This window comes from Solirubrobacter soli DSM 22325, from assembly GCF_000423665.1.
Lineage (GTDB): Bacteria > Actinomycetota > Thermoleophilia > Solirubrobacterales > Solirubrobacteraceae > Solirubrobacter > Solirubrobacter soli.
The window spans coordinates 350,676-371,347 of the sequence record NZ_AUIK01000008.1; the positions used below are offsets into that span (position 1 = coordinate 350,676).

The window sequence follows — 20,672 nt, forward strand, 5'->3', positions numbered from 1 at the left end:
GGCCACGACGCATTCCGGCGGGCCCCGCCCGCCGCTGGTCTGGCCGGCTATGCGCCGCGGCCCCGCGCGAGCACGCTGACTCGATCGTGGAGCCAGGGCACGAACGGTTCGTGCTCGGGCTTCATCAGCACGGAGCGCAGGATGCGCACGCCGTCGGCGTCCATCTCGACGTCGGGGTGCAGTGACGCGAAGGTCTCGCCGTCGATCCGCAGTGTCGAGAGGAAGACCGGGTCCGGCGCGGTCATTCCCTCGTTGAGGATCCGCTCGGACTCGGCGTCGATCTCCGAGGCGCGGGGGCGGTTCGGGAAGTAGGAGACGATGTCGAGCTGCGGCTCGACGTGCAGGCGCAGCTCGCTCGAGACCCGCAGCAGGTCGGCCCAGGAGCGGGCGGCGCGGACGCCGGCGCGCAGGACCGGGGCGAGGTCGAGCGAGCGCAGGGTGAGCCACAGCGCGGCGGCCGCCGCGCCGGCGCGCGAGCACTCGAGCGAGATCTCGCCCAGGTGCAGGTCGCCGCTCGTGAAGTACGTGTACGGGGAGTCATGCTTGTACAGACGTCCGACGCCGGGGTCGCGGAACAGGACGGCGCCGCAACCGTAGGGCTGCAGGCCGTGCTTGTGCGGGTCCACGACGACGCTGTCGGCGTCCGCGATCGCGCGGAAGGACTGCACCGGGACGAGCTCGTCGAGCAGCGTGAAGAACCCGCCGTACGCGGCGTCGACGTGCACGCGCACGCCGTGGCGCTCGCGCCACGTGACGGCCTCCTCGACCGCGTCGACGGTGCCGAGCCCCGTCGTGCCCGCGGTCACCACGACGGTGCCGACGCGACCGCTCGCCGCCGCCGCTTCGAGGTCGTCGGTGGCGATCCCCTCCACGCCGAGCACGGCGCACATGCGCGAGTGGGTGTAGTGGGCGTCGGTGGCGAACGCGATCGCCTTGCCGGGGTGCAGCTCGCGCGCGACCCACAGGGCCTCGAGGTTCGCGATCGTGCCCGAGCTCGTCAGGTGGCCGAGCGCATCCTCCGGGAACCCGAACATGCGCCCGAGGTCGCCCATGACCTCGACCTCGAGCTCACTCGTCGCCGGCCCGCCGTCGAGCGCGTGGTTGTTCGCGTTGACGTGCATCGCGGCCGTGTAGGCCGCGATCGCCACCGGGTGCGGCGGCTTGAGCATCTGCCCCGCGTACCGCGGGTGGTGGAACGGATACGACCGCGCCATGCGCGTGCTGAACTCGGCGAACGCCGCCTCGAAGCGCTCCGGGTCCGGCGCGAGCGCCGGGTGGGAGGGCGCGGGGCCGGCGGCGGAGCGCCAGTCCGCGACGGCGTCGAGAGCGCGCGCGATGTAGTCCATGGGCAGGTTGTAACCAAAGTGCGTCACGGCCGCGCGCCACGGCCCGTTTACCCTCGCACCATGGCGCCCGCGACCCTCAGACTCCGCTCCGACGAGCGCCTCGTCGCCCTCTTCCGCGCCGGACGCGAGGACGCGTTCGACGTCCTCCACGAGCGCCATCACCGGCGCCTGCACGCGACCGCGGCCCGCGCGCTGCGGGGCTCGGGGGTCGACGCCGAAGGCGTGGTGCAGGAGGCGTTCCTGCGCGCCCACCGGCAGCTGCGCGACGACCGCCGCCCGATCGAGCTCAAGCCGTGGCTGCACCGGGTGGTGCGCAACCTCTGCATCGACGAGCTGCGGCGCGAGCGCCCGACGTCCGAGCTCGTCGAGTCCGACCGCGCGGGCGAGGACGTCTACAGCACGCTCAGCCGCCGGCACGAGCTGCGCCGCTTGATCGAGGACCTCGCCGACCTGCCGGAACAGCAGCGCGCGGCGCTGCTGATGCGCGAGCTGGACGGGATGTCGCACGAGGAGGTCGCGAGCGCGCTGGACGTCTCCCCCGCCGCGTCGCGCCAGTTGGTCAAGCGCGCTCGCAGCGGCCTGGCCGCCGCGGCCGAGGCGCGCGACGCCGAGTGCGCGGACATCCGCGAGCTGCTCCTCACCGCCCACGACGAGCGCCGCCGCCCGAGCGAGCACGCGATGCGCCACGTGCGCGGATGCGCCGCCTGCCGCGAGTTCCGCGACGGGCTGAAGGCGACGCGGGCGAAGCTGCGTGTCCTGGTCCCGCCGATCGGGATGGGGCCGCTGGCGGGACTGTTGAGCGGGGTGACCGGGGGCGGAGGGGTCGCGGCCAAGGTCGCCGCCGGCGCGGCGACGGTCGTCGTCGCCGCCGGCGGCGTCGCCGTCTGGCAGGCGGGCGAGCACCATGTGGTGCGAGGTTCGAGTCCGGGCGTGGAGGCCGGTGGCAAGCAGCTGATCGGCAAGCCGATCCGCCCGGGGACGAAGCTGCCGGCGAACGTCGCGATCGCGAGCCTGACCGTCCAGCTCGCGGACGGCGAACGTCATCAGGCGACGGTCACGTGCCCGGTGGGCATGATCGCCTCGGGCCTCGCCGAGCCGCGCACGCAGGACGGCAAGTCCGCCCTCCGGCAGCTGCGCATGTACCAGTACTCCGACCGCGACATGGATCTCCTCCAGGAGAAGTCCGGCCGCCGCACGCCCGTGATCCGGTACCGCGCGAAGACCCCCGCGCCCGGGACGGTGATCAGCGTGGGGACGTTGTGCAAGAGAAGCTAGGCTCAAGCGCCATGGCCACGATCTCCTTCGCCCGTGGGGCGCCCTCTCTCGACATCGTCGACGTCGAAGGCCTCAAGAAGGCCGCGCAGCTCGCGTTCGAGAAGGATCCGGCGGGGACGACGGCCTACGGCACGTCCGTCGGGTACGTGCCGTTGCGCAAGTGGATCGCGTCCAAGCATGGGGTCGAGCCCGAGCAGGTGCTCGTCACCAACGGGTCGATGCAGGCCGACGCGTTCCTGTTCGAGCTGCTCGTGCAGGCGGGCGACGCGGTGGTCGTCGAGTCCCCGACGTACGACCGCACGCTGCTGAACCTGCGCAACCGCGGTGCCGACATCCACATGGTCGACCTCGAGACCGACGGCATCTCGACCGACGCGCTCGAGACCACGCTCAAGACGGTCTCGCCGAAGCTCGCGCACATCATCCCGAACTTCCAGAACCCGGCCGGCTACACGCTGTCCGCGGCCAAGCGCACGCGCCTGCTGGAGCTCGCGGAGGAGCACGACTTCACGATCTTCGAGGACGACCCGTACGTCGACATCCGCTTCGAGGGCGAGACGATCGAGTCGATGTTCTCGCAGGACAAGGCCGGCAAGGTCGTCTACGCGAGCTCGTTCTCCAAGACGGTCTGCCCGGGCATCCGCGTCGGTTACCTGGTCGGCCCGCAGGCGGTCATCAAGCAGATCCAGACGATCGCCACGAACACCTACATCTCGCCGAACATGGTCGCTCAGGCGATCGTGTACCAGTTCGCCTCCACGGGCGGGATGGACGGCGCGATCGCGACGGTCAAGACGGCGCTGCGCGCCCGCCGCGACGCGGTCGTCAACGCGCTCCAGCGCGAGCTGCCCGAGGCGAAGTTCGCCGCGCCGTCCGGCGGCTACTTCATGTGGGTGGAGCTGCCCGAGGCGGTCGACGTGGCCGAGCTCGAGAAGGCGGCCGCGGAACGCGACGTGCTGTTCGTGAAGGGGACCGACTTCCTTCTGGAGGGCGGCCAGAACACCCTTCGCCTGGCGTATTCCGGCGTGACCCCCGAGCAGATCGACGAAGGGATCACGAAGCTGGCCGACGCCGTGCGAAGCCTTGGCGTCGCGGCATAACTACGGTTCCGACCCCTCGCAGTACGGCGTGCTGTACGGCGAGGGGCCGGTGGCCGTGCTCATCCACGGCGGCTTCTGGAAGGCCGAGTACGGGCTGGAGCTGATGGATGCGCTGGCCGCCGATCTGACGTCGCGCGGGTGGGCGGCGTGGAACATCGAGTACCGGCGGCTCGGCAACGGCGGCGGCGTGCCGGCCACGCTGGACGACGTGAGCGCCGCGATCGACCACCTCGCGGAGCTGCCAGGGGTCGACCTCAGCCGGGTGGTGACGATCGGCCACAGCGCCGGCGGGCACCTCGCGGCGTGGGCCGCGACGCGCGATCATCACCGCGTGGCCGTCACCGGCGTCGTCTCGCAGGCGGGGGTGCTCGATCTGGAGCGGGCGAGCGAACTGCGCCTGTCCAACGGCGTCGTCGAGCGGTTCCTGAAGGGCCATCCGACCGACATCGCCTCGCCGATCGAGCGGCTCCCGCTCGGCGTTCCCGCCCTGTTGACGCACGGCGGCAAGGACGACATCGTCCCGGTCGAGATCTCCGAGCGCTTCGCGCGGGCGAGCGGCGCGTCGCTGATCGTCGAGCCCGAGGAGGACCACTTCGGCCACCTCGATCCCGCCAACCCGCTGTGGAAGGCGGTGACCGCGTGGCTCTGACGCGCGAAGAGGCGGCGCAACTGGACGCTCGCGATGCGTTGGCTGGCTTCCGCGACCGCTTCGTGATCGCCGACGAGCACCGGATCTACCTCGACGGCAACTCGCTCGGGCGCCTGCCGAAGGGCACGCGCGACCGGCTGCACCGGGTGATCGACCAGTGGGGCGACGAGCTCGTCTCCGGCTGGCCGGACTGGATCGAGTGGCCCACCCGCACCGGCGACGCGCTGGCCGAGGTGCTCGGCGCGGACCCCGGCACGGTGCTCGTCACCGACTCGACCACGGTCAACCTCTACAAGCTCGTCAACGCCCTGCTCGACGCCGACCCGTCGCTGCGCACCGTCGCCACCGACGTCGGCAACTTCCCCACGGATCGCTACGTGCTCGAGGGCATCGCGCGCGCCCGGGGAGTGGAACTCGAGCTGTTCGAGAAGGACGAGGTTCCCGAGGGCGCGCTCGTCGTGCTCTCGCACGTCGACTACCGCACCGGCGAGCTCGCCGACATGGAGGCGATCGACAAGCGCGCGACGGTCGTCTGGGACCTCAGCCACTCCGCGGGAGCCGTGCCGGTGCGGTGCAAGGCGCGCGGCATCCGCTTCGCGGTGGGCTGCACCTACAAGTACCTGAACGCCGGCCCGGGCGCGCTCGGCTACGTGTACATCGCCGACCCGGATGCTCTGCGAACGCCGATCCAAGGCTGGTTCGGGCAGGACGACCAGTTCGCGATGGAACGCCCCTACGCGCCCGCCGACGGCATCACCCGCTTCATGGCCGGCACGCCGCCGATCCTGGTGCTGGCCGCGGTCGACGAGGGCGTGCGGATCACCGCCGAGGCGGGCATCGACGCGCTGCGCGAGAAGTCGATCGCGCAGACGGAGCTGATGATCGCGCTGCACGACGAGTGGCTGGAGCCGCTCGGCTTCACCCTGGGCTCGCCGCGTGAGGCCGCGCGGCGTGGCTCGCACGTGTCGTTGAACCACCCGGAGGCGTGGCCGATCTGCCGCGCGCTGATCGAGCGCGCCGATGTCATCCCCGACTTCCGCGGCCCGGACAGCGTGCGGTTGGGCATCGCCCCGCTCTACACGCGCTTCGTCGACATCTGGGACGCGATGGACCGCCTGCGCGACCTGGTGGAGCGCGGCGTCCAGCGCGAGGTCGACCAGACCCGCGCCCGCGTCACGTAGGGAATGCGGCTCGCCGCCGCGGGCCTCGTCGGGCTCGCCCTGTGGGTCGTGGTGCGGGGGCACGACGCGTACGACATGGCGTATGCGCTCCTGTGGGGGGACGAGCTCTGGCACGGGCACGCGCCGTCGTTGCGCGGGGCGTTCGCGCCGACGCCGCACCCGCTGGCGAACCTGCTCGGGCTGGTGGTCGCGCCGCTCGGGCGACCCGCGAGCGCGGACGCGTTCCGGCTGGTGATCGCGGTGTCGTTCGGGGCGGTCGGCGTGGCCGCGTTCGACGTCGGGCGACGGCTGTTCGACAGCGTCGCCGCCGGGGTGCTGGCGGCGGTGCTGCTGCTCACGCGCCCCGCGCTCGTCGCGGGCGCGTTGCGGGGGTCGATCGACATTCCCGCGCTCGCGCTGACGCTGTTCGCGCTCGACGCGCTGCTCCGCCGGCGGTTCACCGCCGCGCTGGTGCTGCTGGGCGTCGCCGGGCTGCTGCGGCCGGAGGCGTGGCTGCTGTCCGTCGCCGTCGCGGCGTGGTGCGTGTGGCGCGAGGGCGGACGGGTGAAGGTCGTCGCGCTCGCGCTCGCCGCCCCGCTCCTCTGGTGCGCCGCGGACCTGGTGGTCACCGGCGACCCGCTGTTCTCACTGACCGGCACCCGCTCGCTGACCGAGGAGCTCGGGCGCGCCAGCGGCGCGTCGAACGCCCCGCTGCTGGTCCCGCAACTGCTCGAGAGCGTGATCGGGCTGCCGCTGATGCTCGCCGGAGCGGTCGCGTTGCTCGCGTTGTCCGACCGGCCGTCGCCGCGCTTCAAGGTGACGCTCGCCGTGCTGCTGGTCGCCCTGGCGACGTTCGTGGCGATCGGCGCCGCGGGCCTCCCGCTGCTCGCCCGCTACCTGCTGCCCGCCGCCGCGCTGCTGGCGATCCTCGGTGCCGGGGTGGCGGCGAGCTCGCCGCGCGCCGCCGCGCCGCCGCCCGCCGCCGCGCCGCCGCCCGCCGCCGCGCCGCCGCCCGCCGCCGCGCAGCCGCCCGCCGCCGCGCAGCCGCCCGCCGCCGCGCAGCCGCCCGCCGCCGCGCAGCCGCCCGCCGCCGCGCAGCGGCGGGCCGCCGCGCCGCCCCAGGCCGCGCTGTTGCGCGTCGTCGCGGTCGCGTGCATCCTCGCGGCCGTCCCGGCGACCGTCACCGGACTGCGTGACACCGTCACCGACTCGCGCGATCGCCGCGCCGCGCAGGCCGACCTGCGCGCGCTCGACCTCAGCCACGCCTGCGAGCCGCTCAGCGCGGTCACCTACCGCCAGGTGCCGCTGATCGCGTACGCGAAGGACCGTGCTCCCGCCGGCATCCTCCCGACGCCGGAGGGCGCCGCGATCGTCCTGCCGCGCAGCGCCCGCGCCGTCGAGAGCCTGCAGAGCGCGAGCGACGAGGCGCCGCTGTTGCTGCGCCCGCCGCCCGGCTATCGGATCGGCGCCCAGTCGCGCGACTGGGCGCTCGCCACTACCTGCGAACCGGAGGCGCCGGCGGCACGCTGACCGTGAAGCGCGCGGTCTTCAGGTACCGATTGCGCTTCGGCGGCGTGACGACCACCGTCAGCGACTTCACCGTGCCGAGCACGCTGTGCGGGACGGTGAACGTCGTCTTGACCGCACACGACCGCGTCAGCTTGACCGACTTGCGCTGGAGCACCGTCTTGCCGTTGCGGATCTCGGCCGTCACCGACCCGCGGCACGCCTTCGCCCGCTTTGAGGCCTTGACCTTCAGGCTTCGGTTGAACGGCATATGCAGCGGGCTGTTCGCGAACGGCTTCGCCACCGGCGCGGGTATCGGAACGGCACGCGGCGGCGTCCCGATCGTCAGGACCGAGCCGCCCGGGGTCGCCGTCGGCTGCGGGCCGGCCGTGCCCGGCGCGTAGATGTAGCCGTAGGTGTACGGCTCGTCGCCCTTGAAGCCGCCGTCGCCGTCGGTGTCGGCCCAGACGTCGATGCGCTGCTCGCCGCCGCGTCCAGGGACCGTCAGCACGGCCTTGCCGTCGGCGCCGATGGTCGCCGTCCCACCCCCGCCGCCGGCCGACCAGATCAGCTGCTTGCCGGCGAACCCGCGCTCGTCATAGACCAGGGCGTCGATGATGGTCGGCGCGTTTGCCGTGGGCACGGTGCGGGCCTTCAACTGGACCTCGCGCGACCGCGCCAGCGTGACCGTCACGGTGAAGTCGGCGGTCTCATCCGGTGCCAGCGTCTGCACGTCCCAGGCCATCGCGATCTCCGACTCGTGCGACGGGTAGCCGTCGTCGTGCTCGATGCTGTCGAGCGGTGGGGCGGTGGCGATGGACGCATCGACGCGGTGCTGGGTGCCACCGGCGGTCCAACTCGACGCGGGCGGCGTCGCGCCGCTCAACGTGATCGCGCCGCCGAGCATCGGGTTGCGGACGGTGACGCTCAGCGGCGTGACCGTGTGCCCGAACGAGGGCTTGCCCCAGTACCCGAAGCCGGTGGTCGCGACCAGCGGCCGGACGCGCTGGTCGACCGTCGTCCGGTTCGTTATCGACCAGGTGAGCGTGTACGCGCTCGCGCCCGCCGCGACCTTGGCCGTCTGCACGACGTCGAGGTACTTCGTGTCGCCCGAGACGGCCGAGAAGTGCGCCGCGCCGGTCGCCGGGTTGCCCGGCACGACCGGGTCGAGCGTCGCCGGCTCGAACCACTCGGAGTCTCCGTAGGGGTCGTACCACGAGAAGTGCTTGCCGGCGTCCGGGAGCGCGACGTGCAGCGACGTGTCCGAGTCGCCGAGCGTCAGCGCGTCATGCCCGGAGAAGAACCCGTAGGTGATGTTCGCCTCGTGCTGGCAGACGCGGATCACGTCGCCGTTGATCGCGCGGGCGTACTCCGTCGAGGTCATGCACTTCTCAGGCACATAGCCGAGGAAGCTCGCGTAGCCCTCGACCCCGCGCAGCACCCGCGCGAACCCGTTGCCGCCCAGCGCCGCGAGCAGCCCGCCGGCGATCAGCAGCATGGCGAGGGAGCGCCCGGCCAGACGCGCGGCCCGGTTCATTCGCAACCCACCGGCTTGCGCGCGCCCGGCGGCAGGCAGCGCGTGGTCACCTGCGGCTGGCGCTTGCCGCTGCGCATCTTGAAGATCTTGACCGCGGCGATCGCCCCCGGGCGGCTCACGGTCACCGTGATCGTGGTCCCGGCTCTCATCCGCTTCTTGCCGACGAGCGGCTTGAGGCTGACGGTCCCGCGCGCGTTGCGCTTCGTGTAGGTCTTGCGCGCGCAGCCCTTCGGGCAGGACGCGGTGACCGTCGAACCGGCCGGGACCTCCTTGACCGCGAACGTCGTGAACCGGCTCTTGTCGAGGAAGAACCCGAGGGTGACCACGACGCGCTCGAGCTTCTGCGGCGCCGGAGGTGCGGACGGCGGCGTCGGCACGACCGTCTGCGCGGGCACGACGACCGTCGGGGCCGGAACCGGAGCGCCCGGCGGGACCCACACGTACGCGTTGCGGTAGGGCTCGTTCGAGTCCCAGAAGCCGCTGTCGTTGATGTCCGCGTAGGCCACGACCCGCTGCAGGCCGGGCTGGCTCGGCACCGCGAACGACGTCTTGCCGTTGCTGTCGATCGCCGCGCTGCCCTTCGCGCCGTTGCGCCCGAACGACTCCCAGCGCAGCGACCGCCCGTTCAGCGACCGGTCCTCCCAGATCGTGGCGTTCAGCGTCGTCGGGCCGGCCATGCTGGGCGCGGCTCCGCCCAGCGCGAGCTCGACCTCGCGCGGCCGCTGCAGCCCGACCGACACGCTGTAGCGCGCGGTGGCGTTGGCCGCGAGAGTGACGATCGGCCACGCCAGCGCCATCTCGGCGTCATGCGACGCGGTCGTCGCGTCCGCGTGCAGCGCGTTGTCGAGCGCCGGCGCCGCCGGCGTGGTGGCCGCGTGGCGGCGCGTCCAACTGCCCGCCGTGAACCCGCTCACCGCGGGCGATCCGTCGCCGGTGTACTCGCTCAGCGTGATCGAGCCGCCGATCGACGGATTGCGGGCGGTGATCCGGCGCGGGGCGGTCGCCGTCGCCCAGTCGGGCGCCCCCGACCCGTAGGACGTGGAGGCGACGAGCGGGCGGATGCGCTGCTGGACGCCGCTTGTGTTGGTCACCGTCCACGTCTGCGTGTAGCCGGCGGACCCGACGAGCGGTCGGGTCGTCTGCGTCACGTCGAGGTACTTCGTCGACCCCTCGATCCCCGAGTAGCGCATGACGCCGCCGTCGGCGAACAACGGACGGCTGAACGACAACCAGCTGCCCGTGGCGTTGCTGCCTTCGTTGATCCAGCCGAAGTGGCGCTTGGCATCGGGCATCGCGACGTAGAACGTCGTGTCCGAGTCGCCGATCGGATACCACGGGTGCCCGGCGTAGAACGCGTAGACGAACCCGGCATCGTGCTGGCAGACGCGAACCGGGTCGCCGTTGAGCGCCCGCGCGTAGCTGGTCGAGGTCCCGCACTGCTGCGGTACGTAACCGAAGTCCACGTAGCCGCCGGCGGCGCGCAGGATCCGGGCGACACCTTCGCCCCCGAACGTGCTCAGAAGCGCGCCGGCGATCAATGCCAGCGCGAGCGCCCTCGCGGCGCTGCGCGCACCGCGATGCCCCGTCCGTACGGCTCCATCCTCAGCCATGCCCCAAACCCTCTCTCGGTACTGACCGGCGCGACCGGCGCACTATGTCGAAGGGAGGGGCAGCGATCAAGTGATCCTGATCAGAAGGCTGGGTCTACTTCGAGCCGGCCATCGCCTCCTCGGTGCGTCGCTGCATCTCCTCCTCCGACATGTCCTCGGTGTGCGTGGCGAGCATCCAGCGGTGGCCGAAGGGGTCGCGCAGCGAGCCCGCCCGGTCGCCGTGGAACTGGTCCGCGGGGCGGTTGACCTCTGTAGCGCCCGCGGCGATCGCCTTGTCGTAGAGGGCGTCGACGTCCTCGGTGTAGATCAGGATCGAGGCCGAGAGCGGCTCGCCCGCCACCGGCGCGGCGAGGCCGAACTGCTCGAAGGGATCGCTGACCGAGAACAGCGAGTCGCCGATCCGCAACTCGGAGTGCATCAGCTTGCCGCCCATCACGAGCTTGCGGACGACCTCGGCGCCGAACGCCTGCGCGTAGAAGTCGAGCGCCTCGAGGCCGCGGTCGACGGTGAGGTTGGGGGTGAGGGAGTGGTAGCCCTCGGGAATCGGCTTGGCGGTCATACCGACCACCGTATTTTGGCTCTACGGCGCCGTATTGTAAGAACGCGACAAGCTCTGGACGACGACCTCGGCGCTGGTGGCGTCGAGTTCGTCGACGAGCCGGCGGCCGAGCGCGTCGGCCTCTTCGAGCGCCACGCGCCCCGCGTCGGTGAGCGTGACCACGTAGCGGCGGCGATCGGTCTCCGACCGCTTGCGTTCGACCAGACCGCGCTCCTCCAGCTTGTCCAGCACCGGCACGACCTGCGCCGGCAGCAGCCCGCACAGACCGGCCAGCTCGAGCTGCGACGGCGGGTCGTCCGAGCTCAACACCGCCAGGAGCATGTACTGCCGCCCGCTCAGTCCCATACCGGCGAGTGCGTCCTCGGCGCGATCGACGATCTGGTTGCCGATCTTGACCAGCAGCAGGGCCGGACGGTCGGTGATGCCGCGAGGAAAGCTCACAAGGTCCGAGGATAGACACGAAAAATCATTCATGCCTTGAATCATTCACGATCGGGGCGTATGGTGCCACCCCATGACCGTTCAAGCGATGAATGATTCACGAGCCAGGAGCAAGTGGCTCGCTCTGGCGGTGCTCGCCGTCGCGCAGTTCATGGTCGTCCTCGACGTCACGATCGTGAACGTCGCCCTGCCCGCGATCCAGACCGATCTCGGGTTCTCCGCCGACAGCCTCCAGTGGGTCGTCAACGGCTACACCCTCGCCTTCGGCGGCCTGCTGCTGCTCGGCGGCCGCGCGAGCGACCTCCTCGGCCGCCGCAGGCTCTTCGTGATCGGCCTGGCGCTCTTCGGCGCCGCCTCGCTCGCCGGCGGCTTCGCCCCGAACTCAGAGACGCTGATCGCGGTCCGCGCGATCCAGGGCATCGGCGCCGCGCTGCTCTCCCCCGCCGCGCTGGCGCTGCTGCAGGTCGCCTTCCCCGCGGGCCGCGAGCGCAACATCGCGCTCGGCATCTGGGGCGCGCTCGCCGGCATCGGCGGCACGCTCGGCGTCGTCGCCGGCGGCATCCTCGTCGACGGGGCGGGCTGGGAATGGATCTTCTTCGTCAACGTCCCCGTCGCGATCGGCGGCATCATCGCCGCACCGCGCTTCCTGGCCGAGAGCCGCGGCAAGGCCGGCAGCTTCGACTTCACCGGCGCGATCCTGGCCACCGGCGGCCTGCTCGCGCTCGTCTACGGCGTCATCCGCACCGACGCCTCCGGCTGGGGCTCCGCCGAGGTGCTCGGCCTGTTCGGCGCGGCGCTGATCCTGCTCGGCGCGTTCGTCTACGCCGAGTCGCGCGCCAGCGACCCGCTGGTCCCGCTGCGGCTCTTCCGCATCCGCGGGCTCGGCGTCTCCACGATCGCGCTCGCTCTGAACGGCGGCGCCTTCCTCGGCATGTTCTTCATGAGCGCCCTCTACCTCCAGCAGGTCCACGGCGACACCGCGCTCCAAGCCGGCCTGCACTTCGTCCCGATGGGGTTCGCCGCGATCGCGTCCGCGGTCGTCGGCGCCCAGCTCGTGACGCGACTGGGGACGCGCGCGGCGTACATCGGCGGCTCGGCGATCGGCGTGGTTGGGCTGCTGTTGCTCAGCCGCGCCGGCGTCGACGCCTCCTTCACGGCCGACATCCTCCCCGGCCTGGTGATCTTCGGCCTCGGCCTGCCGCTGGTCGGCGTCGCCAACCAGATCGCCGCCGTCGCCGAGGTCCCGCACGAGGACGCGGGCGCCGCCTCGGGCATCGTCACCACCGCGTTCCAGGTGGGCGGGGCGATCGGGCTCGCGCTCGTCTCCACCGCCGCCACGACCCGCGTGGGTGACGCGCTCGCGTCCGGCGCGACCCAGCCGCAGGCGCTCGCCGACGGCTTCGAGCGCGGGATCATGGTCGCCGCCGGCATCGCCGTGCTCAACCTGCTCGTCGGCGCGGTCCGCGCGCCGCGCATCAAGCCTGACGCGGCGATGGTCGCCGAGGCGACCGCCGGGTAGATTCCGAAGGGCCGTGGGAGGGCCCGATCTAGACAGCCGCCGCGGCATCCTGCACCCGGATGCCGCGGCGCGGCACTTTCGCCTCACGCGCTACGCGCCGTCCGCCGACCTCGCCCACCTCGTCGACCGCCACTGGGTGGTGGCGTGGAGCCTCGAGGAGCCGTACACGCAGGAAGTGGTCTCGCACCCCAGCTTCCACATGGTCTTTGAACCGGACGCGGACCTCATCTACGGCGTGGTGACCAAGCGCTTCCGGCGGCAGCTACGACGGTCGGGGATCGCGGTGGCGACGAAGTTCCGGCCCGGCGGCTTCCACCCGTTCCACCCGGTGCCCGCCCACACGCTCACCGATCGGACGATCCCGGTCTCCGCGGTGTTCAGGCCGATCCGCGTCGAGGGCGACGAGCGCGAACGGCTCGCGGAGATGGAGGCCGCGATGCGCGACGCGGACCCGCCCGACGACCCGCGCGTGGCGGAGATCGCCGAGCTCTACGCGGCGATGCTGCGGGGCCCGATGAGCGTCGAGGAGCTCTGCTCGCATGCCGGGTACTCGAAGCGCACGCTGCAGCGGCTGTTCCGCGAGTACGTGGGCGTGACGCCGAAGTGGGTGCTGCAGCGGGTGCGTCTGCACGAGGCCGCCGAGCGGATGGAGGACGGCGAGCGCGACTGGCCGCGACTGGCCGTCGAGCTCGGCTACTTCGACCAGGCGCACTTCATCAAGGCGTTCAAGGCCGCGATCGGCCGCTCGCCCGCCGACTACGGGCTGAACACGAGCACGATGTAGACGAAGAAGACCAGCAGGTGCACCGCGCCTTCGAGGACGGTGGTTCTCGGCCCGGAGAACGTCACGATGCTCAGCAGCAGCGTCAGGACGACGAGCACGATCCCCGTCGGGTCGAGGCCGAGGATCACCGTCTCGCCCGTGATCAGGCCGATCGTCAGCACCGCCGGCAGCGTCAGGCCGAGGGTGGAGAGACACGCCCCGAGGCACAAGTTGACCGTGCGCTGCAGCTGATTGCGCGAGGCGGCCTTGAGCGCGCTGATGCCCTCGGGGGTGAAGACGATCATCGCGATCAGCACGCCGGTCAGCGCGCCCGGGGCGCCGATCGCCTTGATCTCGGCGTCGACGACCTTGTCCAGCGACTTGGACAGCAGCACGATCGGCAGGGCGCCCGCGACCAGCAGCGCGACCCACTTGCCGATCTCGCGGGGCGTCGGGTCGGGGACGTCGTGCTCCTCGATCGGCCCGTGCACGAACAGGTCGCGGTGGCGCCCGGTCTGGATCAGGATGAAGATCACGTACAGCGCGATCGTCGCCCCCGCGAACAGGATCGCCTGGGTCGTGGAGAGCGTCTGCGCGTCGGTCGAGGTCGTGACGCTCGGCAGGATCAGCGCGATCGTGACCAGCGGGATGATCACGCTCAGGTACGCGCTCGCGCCCTCCAGCGAGTAGTCCTGCGTGTGGTGCTTGAGCCCGCCGATCACGAGCGAGAGCCCGATCACGCCGTTGAGCACGATCATCATCACCGCGAACATCGTGTCCCGGCCGATCGTCGGCGCCCCGCCGCCGAGCATCACGGTGCTGATCAGCATCACCTCGATGGCGACGATGCTGAACGTCAGGATCAGCGTCCCGTACGGCTCGCCGAGCATCTCCGCGAGGTGGTCGGCGGCGACGATCACGCCGAACGCGCACCACAGGATCACGCCCAGCAGGACGATCGCGAGGAACGTCGTCAGCGGGATGTTGTCCAGGTTGGACTTCGAGAGGATCGAGTCGCCGGCGAAGAAGAAGACGACGACGGCAGTCCAGCCCGCGATGAGGTGCTTCATCGCGCCGCCAGCTCGACGAAGTCATAGGCGACGACGTCGGCCTCGAACGGCGGGCCGGCGTCCTCGCCGAAGCGCTCCACGAATGCGGTGTGCATGCCGACCGCGGCCGCTGCGCTCAGGTCGTCGCGGTGCGCGGCGACCATGCAGGCCTCGTCCGTCTCGAGCCCGAGCGCCCACACGCTCTCGCGGTAGACCCGCGGGTCGGGCTTGTACGCGCGGGCGATCTCGGCGCCCAGGATCGCGTCCCAGGGCAGCTTCGCGAACTTCGCGAGGTTGACGGACTGGGCGATGTGGCCGTTCGAGCAGGGCGCGATGATGTGGGTCTCCTTGAGCTTGGTGAGGCCGTCGACGACGTCCGGCCACGGGTCGAGACGGTGCCAGCCCTTGACGAGCTCGTCGCGATCTTCCTCCCCGAGCGCGACTCCTGCCTCGCGGAGGACCTTGTCGAGCCCGATCCGGTGCAGCACGTCGAGGTTCACCCACGGCCGCTGACCGCTGCGCACGGTCTCCAGCTGCGGCTGATACTCGGCGCGCCAGGCGTCGGCCAGCCGCGGCGGCACGCCGAAGCGCTCGAGCTCGCGCATGATCGACGTGCGCCAGTCGACGCACGTCCCGAACACGTCGAACAGCAAGGCACGCATCCCGCATCCATACTGACGATTCATGCAGGAACTGACGTTGGAGCAGAAGGTCCGCCTGCTCACGGGCGCGGACTTCTGGTCACTGCACGACGAGCCGGCGATCGGTCTGCGTTCAATCGTCGTGTCGGATGGGCCGGCGGGTGTGCGGGGCCGGGTATGGGACGAACGGGAGCCGTCGGCGAACGTGCCGTCGCCGACGGCGCTGGCCGCGACGTGGGACGCGGCGCGCGTCGAACGGATGGGACGGTTGCTGGCGTTCGAGGCCCGCCGCAAGGGCGTCGACGTGCTGTTGGCGCCGACGGTGAACCTCCACCGGTCGCCGCTGGGCGGGCGCGTGTTCGAGTGCTTCTCGGAGGACCCGTACCTGACGGGGGCGATCGGCGCCGCCTACGTGCGCGGGCTGCAGGAGGAGGGCGTCGGGGCGACGGTCAAGCACTTCGTCGCCAACGACTCCGAGACCGAGCGGTTCACCTTGGACGCGCGGGTGAGCGAGCGAGCGCTGCGGGAGCTCTACCTGCTGCCGTTCGAGCTGATCGCGGCGGAGACCCCGTGGGCGGTGATGGCTGCCTACAACCGCGTCAACGGCGTGACGATGACCGAGTCCCCGTTGCTGCAGTCGGTGCTGCACGACGAGTGGGGCTGGGACGGGCTGGTCATGTCGGATTGGATGGCCACGCGCGGGACCGCCGGCGCCGGCAACGCGGCGATGGATCTGGCGATGCCGGGCCCGAGCGCCGTGTGGGGCGACGCGCTGGTCGCCGCCGTGCGGGCGGGCGAGGTGAGCGAGGCCGCGGTCGACGCGAAGATGCAGCGGCTGCTGCGGCTGGCGCAGCGAGTCGGCGCCCTGGGCGCGGGCGACGAGGACGGCGGCGCGGGCCGCGCGGCCGGCGCGGCCGGCGCGGGCGCGGCCGGCGTGGGCGCGGCCGGCGCGGGCGCGGCCGGCGCGGGCGCGAGCGGCGCGGGCGCGAGCGGCGCGGGCGCGAGCGGCGCGGGCGCGGCCGGCGCGGGCGCGAGCGGCGCCGCCGGCCCGGGCGCGCCCGGCGCCACCGTCGCGGCCGGCGCCGCCGCCCCGCGCGACGCGACGCCGTGGTCCGACGAGGACGTCGCGGCCGAGCTGCGCTCCACCGCCGCCGCGAGCTTCGTGCTCGCGCGCAACCACGGGTCGCTGCTGCCGCTCGAGGCCGGCTCGCTGCGCACGGTCGCGGTGATCGGGCCGAACGCGGCGATGGCGCGCACGCTCGGCGGCGGCAGCGCGACCGTCTTCCCGCGCTACACGGTCTCGCCGGTCGAGGGCATCCGCGCCGCGGTGCGCGGCGAGATCACCCACGCGCCCGGGGTGCGCACGACGACGCGGCTGCCGATCGCCGACATCACCAGTGCCGACGTGCGCTACCTCGACGCCGACGGCACCGTCATCCTCGCGGAGAACCGCGAGATCGGCGAGCTGACCTGGCTCGGGACGCTCGACCCGCGGGTCGAGGCGATCGAGCTGCGCACCACGCTGCGCGCGGAGCGCGCGGGCGAGCACCTCGTCGGCCCGTCCGGCGCTGGGCACTACCAGCTGAGCCTGCGCGGGGAGCTCGTCTTCGACGGCGAGCTCAGCCTGCCCGAGGGCGCTGACGTCGCCGAAGCGCTGTTCGCCCCACCGCAGCACGGCGTGCCGGTGACGCTGGCGGCGGGCGAGACGCTGGACGTCGTCCTGCGCAGGATCGGGGTGGCGCCGCTGACCACGCTCGCGCTCGCGTTCCAGCCGCCGTTCGACGACGAGGACGCCGAACTCGAACGCGCCGTCGCGCTGGCACGCGACGCCGACGTCGCGATCGTCGTGGTCGGCACGACCGCCGAGGTCGAGTCCGAGGGCTTCGACCGCACGTCGCTCGCGCTGCCCGGCCGCCAGGACGAGCTCGTGCGCCGGGTCAACGCCGCCCAGCCGCGCACGATCGTGGTCGTCAACGCGGGCGCGCCCGTGCTGATGCCATGGCTCGACGAGGTTCCCGGCGTGCTGCTCTGCTGGTTCCCGGGGCAGGAGGCGGGGAACGCGCTGGCGGACGTCATCTTCGGCGCCGCCGAGCCCGGCGGGCGCCTGCCGACCACGTGGCCCGCGTCAGACGACGGCCTGCCGTCGGTCACGCCGGTCGCCGGCGTCGTCGAGTACACGGAGGAGCTGGCGATCGGCTATCGCGGACCGGTGACGCCGCTGTTGCCCTTCGGCCACGGCCTCGGCTACACGACGTGGGAGTACCTGGCGATGGACGGGGCGACGGTGCGGCTGTGCAACACGGGCACCCGCCGCGGCCGCGAGGTCATCCAGGTCTATGCCTCGCGCCCGGACAGCTCCGTCGAGCGGCCGCCGCGCTGGCTCGTCGGATTCGAGGTGATCGAGGCCGACGCCGGCGAGGAGATCGTCCTCGACATCCCGCTCTCCCCGCGCGCCTTCCAACACTGGGACGGCGGCTGGCAGACCGAGCCGGGCGAGTTCGTGTTGGAAGCGGGCCGCTCCGTCGCCGACCTGCGGGTCTCCAGCACGTGGAGCTGAGGCAGCTCGAATACTTCGCCGCGGTCGCGCGCCACAAGCACTTCACGCGTGCGGCCGAGGCGCTCTACGTCACCCAACCCGCACTCTCGCAGCAGATCCGCCGGCTCGAGGCCGAGCTCGGGCTGACGCTGCTGCGGCGCACGTCGAAGGGCGTCGAGCTGACCGCCGCGGGCGAGGACCTCCTGCGGCACGCGGAGGTGGTGCTGGCCGAGGTCGCGCGGGCGCGCGCCGACATGGACCGCCACACCGGGGTCACCCGCGGCGTCGTCCGGGTCGCGGCGACCGCGGCCGACGCGCCGCGGCTGCCCGAGGCGCTCGCCGACTTCCACGGCGCCCACCCGGGCATCCAGATCGGCCTCAGGCAAGGCTCCGCCGCGGAGATCGTCGCGCTGGTCGCGGCCGGGACGGTCGACGTCGCCGTGCTCGCGCTCTGCGACGAGCCCGCGGGCGTCACGATCACGCCGTTGGCCGACGAGCCGCTGCGGGTCGCGGTGGCGCTCGACGACGAGCTGGCGGGGAAGACCGTCACGCTGGACGCGCTGAGAGGCCGCGCGTTCATCCTGGCCGAGCCCGGGACCGCGCTGCGCGAGGTCGTGATGGCCGCGGCGCAGAACGCCGGGTTCAGCCCGCTCCCGCTGTTCGAGGTCGGCGACCCGCTGACCGTCCGCTACCTCGTCAAGGCCGGCCTCGGCGTGAGCCTCGTGCCGGCGAGCTGGCTGGAGCGGCCCGGACCGGTGGTCGGCGCGGCGGACCTCGACGATCCCCCGCGCCACCGGCTGTCACTGCTCACGCCGGCCGCGGGGACCTCACCGGCCGGCCGGCTGCTCCACGAGCGCCTGCTCGAGCTCTGACTCGAGGCGCTTGCGCGGGCGCGAGCCCACCAGCTGCTGGATCGGCGCGCCGTTGTGGAAGAGGATGAACGTCGGCATCCCCATGACGCCCCACTGCGACGCGAGCTCCTGCTCGTTGTCGACGTCGACGCTGACGATCTTGATGTCGTCGCGGTCGGCGGCCATCTGGTCGAGGATCGGGTTCATCGCGCGGCACGGCGGGCACCACGCGGCGGTGAAGTCCACGAGGACGGGCTTGGAGGACTCGAGGACCTCCGCGGTGAAGTTGCTCTGGGTGACGGCATGCAAAGACATGCCGTTCACTGTGCAACGACCAGCGACGCGATCCAAGTCGCGTCGCTTATGACGCCGATTAGGGCGATCCTTGCCAGCGGACTTCGTCCGCTGCTTCGGTCGCTCGCAGATCGCTTCGCGGATCTCTTAACGGCCGTAGCGCTCTTTGCCGAGCACGAGCTGCTCGGGGAGCGCGATACGCGGCGGCGGTGACGGGTCGGCGAGCACGGACACGGTCTCGGCCACGCTGCGGGTGAGCGTCGCGGACTCGCCGTTGAAGTCGACGGTGATGTGCTCGTCGTCGACGTCTGAGACCACGCCCTCGCGGCCGGGCTCGAGGCCCTCGCGCTTGAACAGGTGCAGCAGATCCTCGGCCTCGTTCTCGAACCGCAGGACGATGACCTTGGCGCCTTCCTCGGTGTCGCCGAGCGGGACGCCCTCGATGCGGGTGCCGGGCTGGATCGGATGACCGTGCGGGCACGTCTTGGCGTCCCCGATGGCCTCCAGCATGCGCGCCTCGAGGTTCGGCGACATCGCGTGCTCGAGCCGCTCGGCCTCCTCGTGGACGTCGTCCCACGGGATCTTCAGCACGTCGGTGAGGAAGCGCTCGATCAGCCGGTGCCGGCGCACGACGGTCTCCGCGTGCTCGAGCCCGTCCGCGGTGAACGAGATCGACTTGTCGGCGGCGCGGGTGATGTAGCCGTCGCGTTCCAGGCGACCCACCATCTCGTGCACCGTCGGCGCGGAGAGCTGCATGGCCTTCGCGATGTTGGCCCCCGTCATCGGCAGCCCCGCTTCCTGCAACCAGAAGATGGTCTGCAGGTATTCCTCTTCGGCAACCGTCGCGTCCGCCATACGTTGATCGTATCTGGCTCAGACCAGCGCCTGAAGACGCCGCTCGGCGAGCTTCATGAACTCGCGCGTGGCCGGCGAGAGGTGGGCGTTGCGGCGCATGATGAACGCGTAGGTGGCGAACATCGGCGGGTCCAGCTCGGCTGCGTGCAGGCGGCGCGCGTAGCCGCGGGCCTGGAGCGTCGATGCCGAGCCGATCGTGTCCCCGAGCCCACGCGCCGCGAGGTCGAGCGCCGCGGTCATGTATTCGACCTCGATGTAGGGCTCGACGGTCACGCCCGCCTGTTGTGCGCGCTCGCGCAGGAGCCGGCGGATCGGGTCGACCTGGCGCCAGCGCGCGTCGGCGAGGATCAGCGGCGCCTTGGCGATCTCCTCGATCGTCACCGGCGCCTTGACCCGCTCAGGGTCCGGGCTGAGGTAGAGCTGCGCCTCGTGGGCCATGACGCGGGTCTCGAGGCCGACGTCCTCGATCGGCAGGACGACGAGTCCGGCCTCGAGCACGCCGTCACGGACCGCGTCGGCGACCTCGGCCGAGTTCTGGCCGATGACGCGGATCCTCACGCCCGGGTGCTTGGTCGCGAACTCCTGGATCAGGCCACCGGTGAGCGTGTGGTGCGCGCCCGAGAACGTGCCGAACGAGACCGTCCCGCCGCGCATGTCCGAGATCTCGCGCACCGCCTCTCGCGCGCGCTCGGCCTCCCCGAGCGTCGCCTCGGCGTGCGGGACGAGCCGGCGGCCGGCGTCGGTCAGCTCGAGCCCGCGGCCCGCGCGGATGAACAGCGGGACACCGAGCTCGGCCTCCAGCCGGCGGACCTGCTCGGACAGGCTCGGCTGGGCCATCAGCAGCTCGTTCGCGGCCGCCGAGAACGACTTGTGGCGCGCCGCGGCGAGGAAATACGTGAGCTGCTGCAAGGTCAAGGTTCTACCTATCGACGTTCAAGTCAACCAAGCCTAAAACAATGCCGCACTATGTCCGATAGTAAA

General features: G+C 72.1%; 19 protein-coding genes. 9 read left to right on the forward strand and 10 right to left on the reverse strand.

The features are described from left to right. Window positions 1-47: 47 nt before the first annotated feature. Window positions 48-1,346, reverse strand: a complete 1,299-nt coding sequence (locus G569_RS0105830; RefSeq protein WP_028062728.1) for a pyridoxal phosphate-dependent decarboxylase family protein — start codon at window positions 1,344-1,346, stop codon at window positions 48-50. 60 nt (window positions 1,347-1,406) lie between these two features. Here G569_RS0105830 and G569_RS57365 point away from each other — a divergent pair, with 60 nt between their 5' ends. From G569_RS57365 to G569_RS57370, 5 genes are read left to right on the forward strand one after another with little or no spacing between them, the layout of a single operon-like run. Further along, complete coding sequence (locus G569_RS57365; RefSeq protein WP_053225920.1) at window positions 1,407-2,621, forward strand: RNA polymerase sigma factor; 1,215 nt, start codon at window positions 1,407-1,409, stop codon at window positions 2,619-2,621. A gap of 11 nt (window positions 2,622-2,632) precedes the next feature. Next, the gene (locus G569_RS0105845) at window positions 2,633-3,721 is read left to right on the forward strand and encodes an aminotransferase-like domain-containing protein (protein ID WP_037494813.1); all 1,089 of its coding nucleotides are present in this window, start codon (window positions 2,633-2,635) and stop codon (window positions 3,719-3,721) included. Window positions 3,722-3,749: 28 nt separating this feature from the next. Next, window positions 3,750-4,370, forward strand: coding sequence for an alpha/beta hydrolase family protein (locus G569_RS45910; protein ID WP_211232915.1), 621 nt, complete (start codon window positions 3,750-3,752; stop codon window positions 4,368-4,370). After that, window positions 4,361-5,551: a kynureninase gene (locus tag G569_RS45915; RefSeq protein ID WP_037495071.1), complete on the forward strand. Its 1,191-nt coding sequence runs from the start codon at window positions 4,361-4,363 to the stop codon at window positions 5,549-5,551. Before G569_RS45910 ends, G569_RS45915 begins: the two co-directional genes overlap by 10 nt. A gap of 3 nt (window positions 5,552-5,554) precedes the next feature. Then, window positions 5,555-7,060 (forward strand): glycosyltransferase family protein, encoded by a 1,506-nt coding sequence (locus G569_RS57370; RefSeq protein WP_028062731.1) that lies wholly within the window; start codon window positions 5,555-5,557, stop codon window positions 7,058-7,060. Here the strand turns inward: G569_RS57370 and G569_RS0105865 are convergent. The 4 genes from G569_RS0105865 to G569_RS0105880 all read right to left on the reverse strand — a co-directional run bounded on the left by G569_RS0105865 (window position 7,026) and on the right by G569_RS0105880 (window position 11,183). Then, a complete protein-coding gene (locus tag G569_RS0105865; RefSeq protein WP_037494817.1) occupies window positions 7,026-8,573 on the reverse strand; it encodes a hypothetical protein in 1,548 nt (515 codons plus the stop codon). The genes G569_RS57370 and G569_RS0105865 overlap by 35 nt on opposite strands. Continuing rightward, window positions 8,570-10,183: a hypothetical protein gene (locus G569_RS0105870; RefSeq protein WP_157591843.1), complete on the reverse strand. Its 1,614-nt coding sequence runs from the start codon at window positions 10,181-10,183 to the stop codon at window positions 8,570-8,572. Before G569_RS0105870 ends, G569_RS0105865 begins: the two co-directional genes overlap by 4 nt. Window positions 10,184-10,277: 94 nt before the next feature. Then, window positions 10,278-10,742, reverse strand: coding sequence for a VOC family protein (locus tag G569_RS0105875; RefSeq protein WP_028062734.1), 465 nt, complete (start codon window positions 10,740-10,742; stop codon window positions 10,278-10,280). Window positions 10,743-10,763: 21 nt separating this feature from the next. Then, entirely contained in the window at window positions 10,764-11,183 is a 420-nt protein-coding gene (locus G569_RS0105880) for a MarR family winged helix-turn-helix transcriptional regulator (RefSeq protein WP_053225921.1), read from the reverse strand. Window positions 11,184-11,271: 88 nt separating this feature from the next. Here G569_RS0105880 and G569_RS45925 point away from each other — a divergent pair, with 88 nt between their 5' ends. Together G569_RS45925 and G569_RS0105890 are read left to right on the forward strand one after the other, a co-directional pair. After that, window positions 11,272-12,702 (forward strand): MFS transporter, encoded by a 1,431-nt coding sequence (locus tag G569_RS45925; protein ID WP_037494819.1) that lies wholly within the window; start codon window positions 11,272-11,274, stop codon window positions 12,700-12,702. A gap of 13 nt (window positions 12,703-12,715) precedes the next feature. Then, a complete protein-coding gene (locus tag G569_RS0105890; protein WP_028062736.1) occupies window positions 12,716-13,486 on the forward strand; it encodes a helix-turn-helix domain-containing protein in 771 nt (256 codons plus the stop codon). Here G569_RS0105890 and G569_RS0105895 read toward each other — a convergent pair. Beyond that, window positions 13,459-14,535 (reverse strand): calcium:cation antiporter, encoded by a 1,077-nt coding sequence (locus G569_RS0105895; RefSeq protein WP_028062737.1) that lies wholly within the window; start codon window positions 14,533-14,535, stop codon window positions 13,459-13,461. The genes G569_RS0105890 and G569_RS0105895 overlap by 28 nt on opposite strands. Continuing rightward, a complete protein-coding gene (locus G569_RS0105900) occupies window positions 14,532-15,176 on the reverse strand; it encodes a haloacid dehalogenase type II (RefSeq protein ID WP_084284286.1) in 645 nt (214 codons plus the stop codon). The genes G569_RS0105895 and G569_RS0105900 overlap by 4 nt, the downstream gene beginning before the upstream one ends. A gap of 22 nt (window positions 15,177-15,198) precedes the next feature. Between G569_RS0105900 and G569_RS45930 the strand changes: the two genes are divergently transcribed. Both G569_RS45930 and G569_RS0105910 read left to right on the forward strand, forming a co-directional pair. Further along, a complete protein-coding gene (locus G569_RS45930) occupies window positions 15,199-17,712 on the forward strand; it encodes a beta-glucosidase (protein ID WP_037494821.1) in 2,514 nt (837 codons plus the stop codon). Beyond that, window positions 17,703-18,563 (forward strand): LysR family transcriptional regulator, encoded by an 861-nt coding sequence (locus G569_RS0105910; RefSeq protein WP_028062739.1) that lies wholly within the window; start codon window positions 17,703-17,705, stop codon window positions 18,561-18,563. The genes G569_RS45930 and G569_RS0105910 overlap by 10 nt, the downstream gene beginning before the upstream one ends. On the opposite strand, the gene trxA is transcribed toward G569_RS0105910, so the two are convergent. The 3 genes from trxA to G569_RS0105925 form a co-directional block, all read right to left on the reverse strand. Beyond that, window positions 18,519-18,857, reverse strand: a complete 339-nt coding sequence (gene trxA / locus G569_RS0105915; protein ID WP_028062740.1) for a thioredoxin — start codon at window positions 18,855-18,857, stop codon at window positions 18,519-18,521. The genes G569_RS0105910 and trxA overlap by 45 nt on opposite strands. A gap of 126 nt (window positions 18,858-18,983) precedes the next feature. After that, window positions 18,984-19,691, reverse strand: coding sequence for a metal-dependent transcriptional regulator (locus G569_RS0105920; protein WP_028062741.1), 708 nt, complete (start codon window positions 19,689-19,691; stop codon window positions 18,984-18,986). A gap of 18 nt (window positions 19,692-19,709) precedes the next feature. Continuing rightward, window positions 19,710-20,600: a LysR family transcriptional regulator gene (locus tag G569_RS0105925; RefSeq protein ID WP_211232916.1), complete on the reverse strand. Its 891-nt coding sequence runs from the start codon at window positions 20,598-20,600 to the stop codon at window positions 19,710-19,712. Window positions 20,601-20,672: the final 72 nt, after the last annotated feature.

Excerpts from the sequence above, each read along its gene's own strand:
- G569_RS0105830 (WP_028062728.1), bottom strand. The coding sequence starts at position 1,346 with ATGGACTACATCGCGCGCGCTCTCGACGCCGTCGCGGACTGGCGCTCC.
- G569_RS57365 (WP_053225920.1), top strand. The coding sequence starts at position 1,407 with ATGGCGCCCGCGACCCTCAGACTCCGCTCCGACGAGCGCCTCGTCGCC.
- G569_RS0105845 (WP_037494813.1), top strand. The coding sequence starts at position 2,633 with ATGGCCACGATCTCCTTCGCCCGTGGGGCGCCCTCTCTCGACATCGTC.
- G569_RS57370 (WP_028062731.1), top strand. The coding sequence starts at position 5,555 with ATGCGGCTCGCCGCCGCGGGCCTCGTCGGGCTCGCCCTGTGGGTCGTG.
- G569_RS0105865 (WP_037494817.1), bottom strand. The coding sequence starts at position 8,573 with ATGAACCGGGCCGCGCGTCTGGCCGGGCGCTCCCTCGCCATGCTGCTG.
- G569_RS0105870 (WP_157591843.1), bottom strand. The coding sequence starts at position 10,183 with ATGGCTGAGGATGGAGCCGTACGGACGGGGCATCGCGGTGCGCGCAGC.
- G569_RS0105875 (WP_028062734.1), bottom strand. The coding sequence starts at position 10,742 with ATGACCGCCAAGCCGATTCCCGAGGGCTACCACTCCCTCACCCCCAAC.
- G569_RS45925 (WP_037494819.1), top strand. The coding sequence starts at position 11,272 with ATGAATGATTCACGAGCCAGGAGCAAGTGGCTCGCTCTGGCGGTGCTC.
- G569_RS0105895 (WP_028062737.1), bottom strand. The coding sequence starts at position 14,535 with ATGAAGCACCTCATCGCGGGCTGGACTGCCGTCGTCGTCTTCTTCTTC.
- G569_RS0105900 (WP_084284286.1), bottom strand. The coding sequence starts at position 15,176 with ATGCGTGCCTTGCTGTTCGACGTGTTCGGGACGTGCGTCGACTGGCGC.
- G569_RS45930 (WP_037494821.1), top strand. The coding sequence starts at position 15,199 with ATGCAGGAACTGACGTTGGAGCAGAAGGTCCGCCTGCTCACGGGCGCG.
- trxA (WP_028062740.1), bottom strand. The coding sequence starts at position 18,857 with ATGTCTTTGCATGCCGTCACCCAGAGCAACTTCACCGCGGAGGTCCTC.
- G569_RS0105920 (WP_028062741.1), bottom strand. The coding sequence starts at position 19,691 with ATGGCGGACGCGACGGTTGCCGAAGAGGAATACCTGCAGACCATCTTC.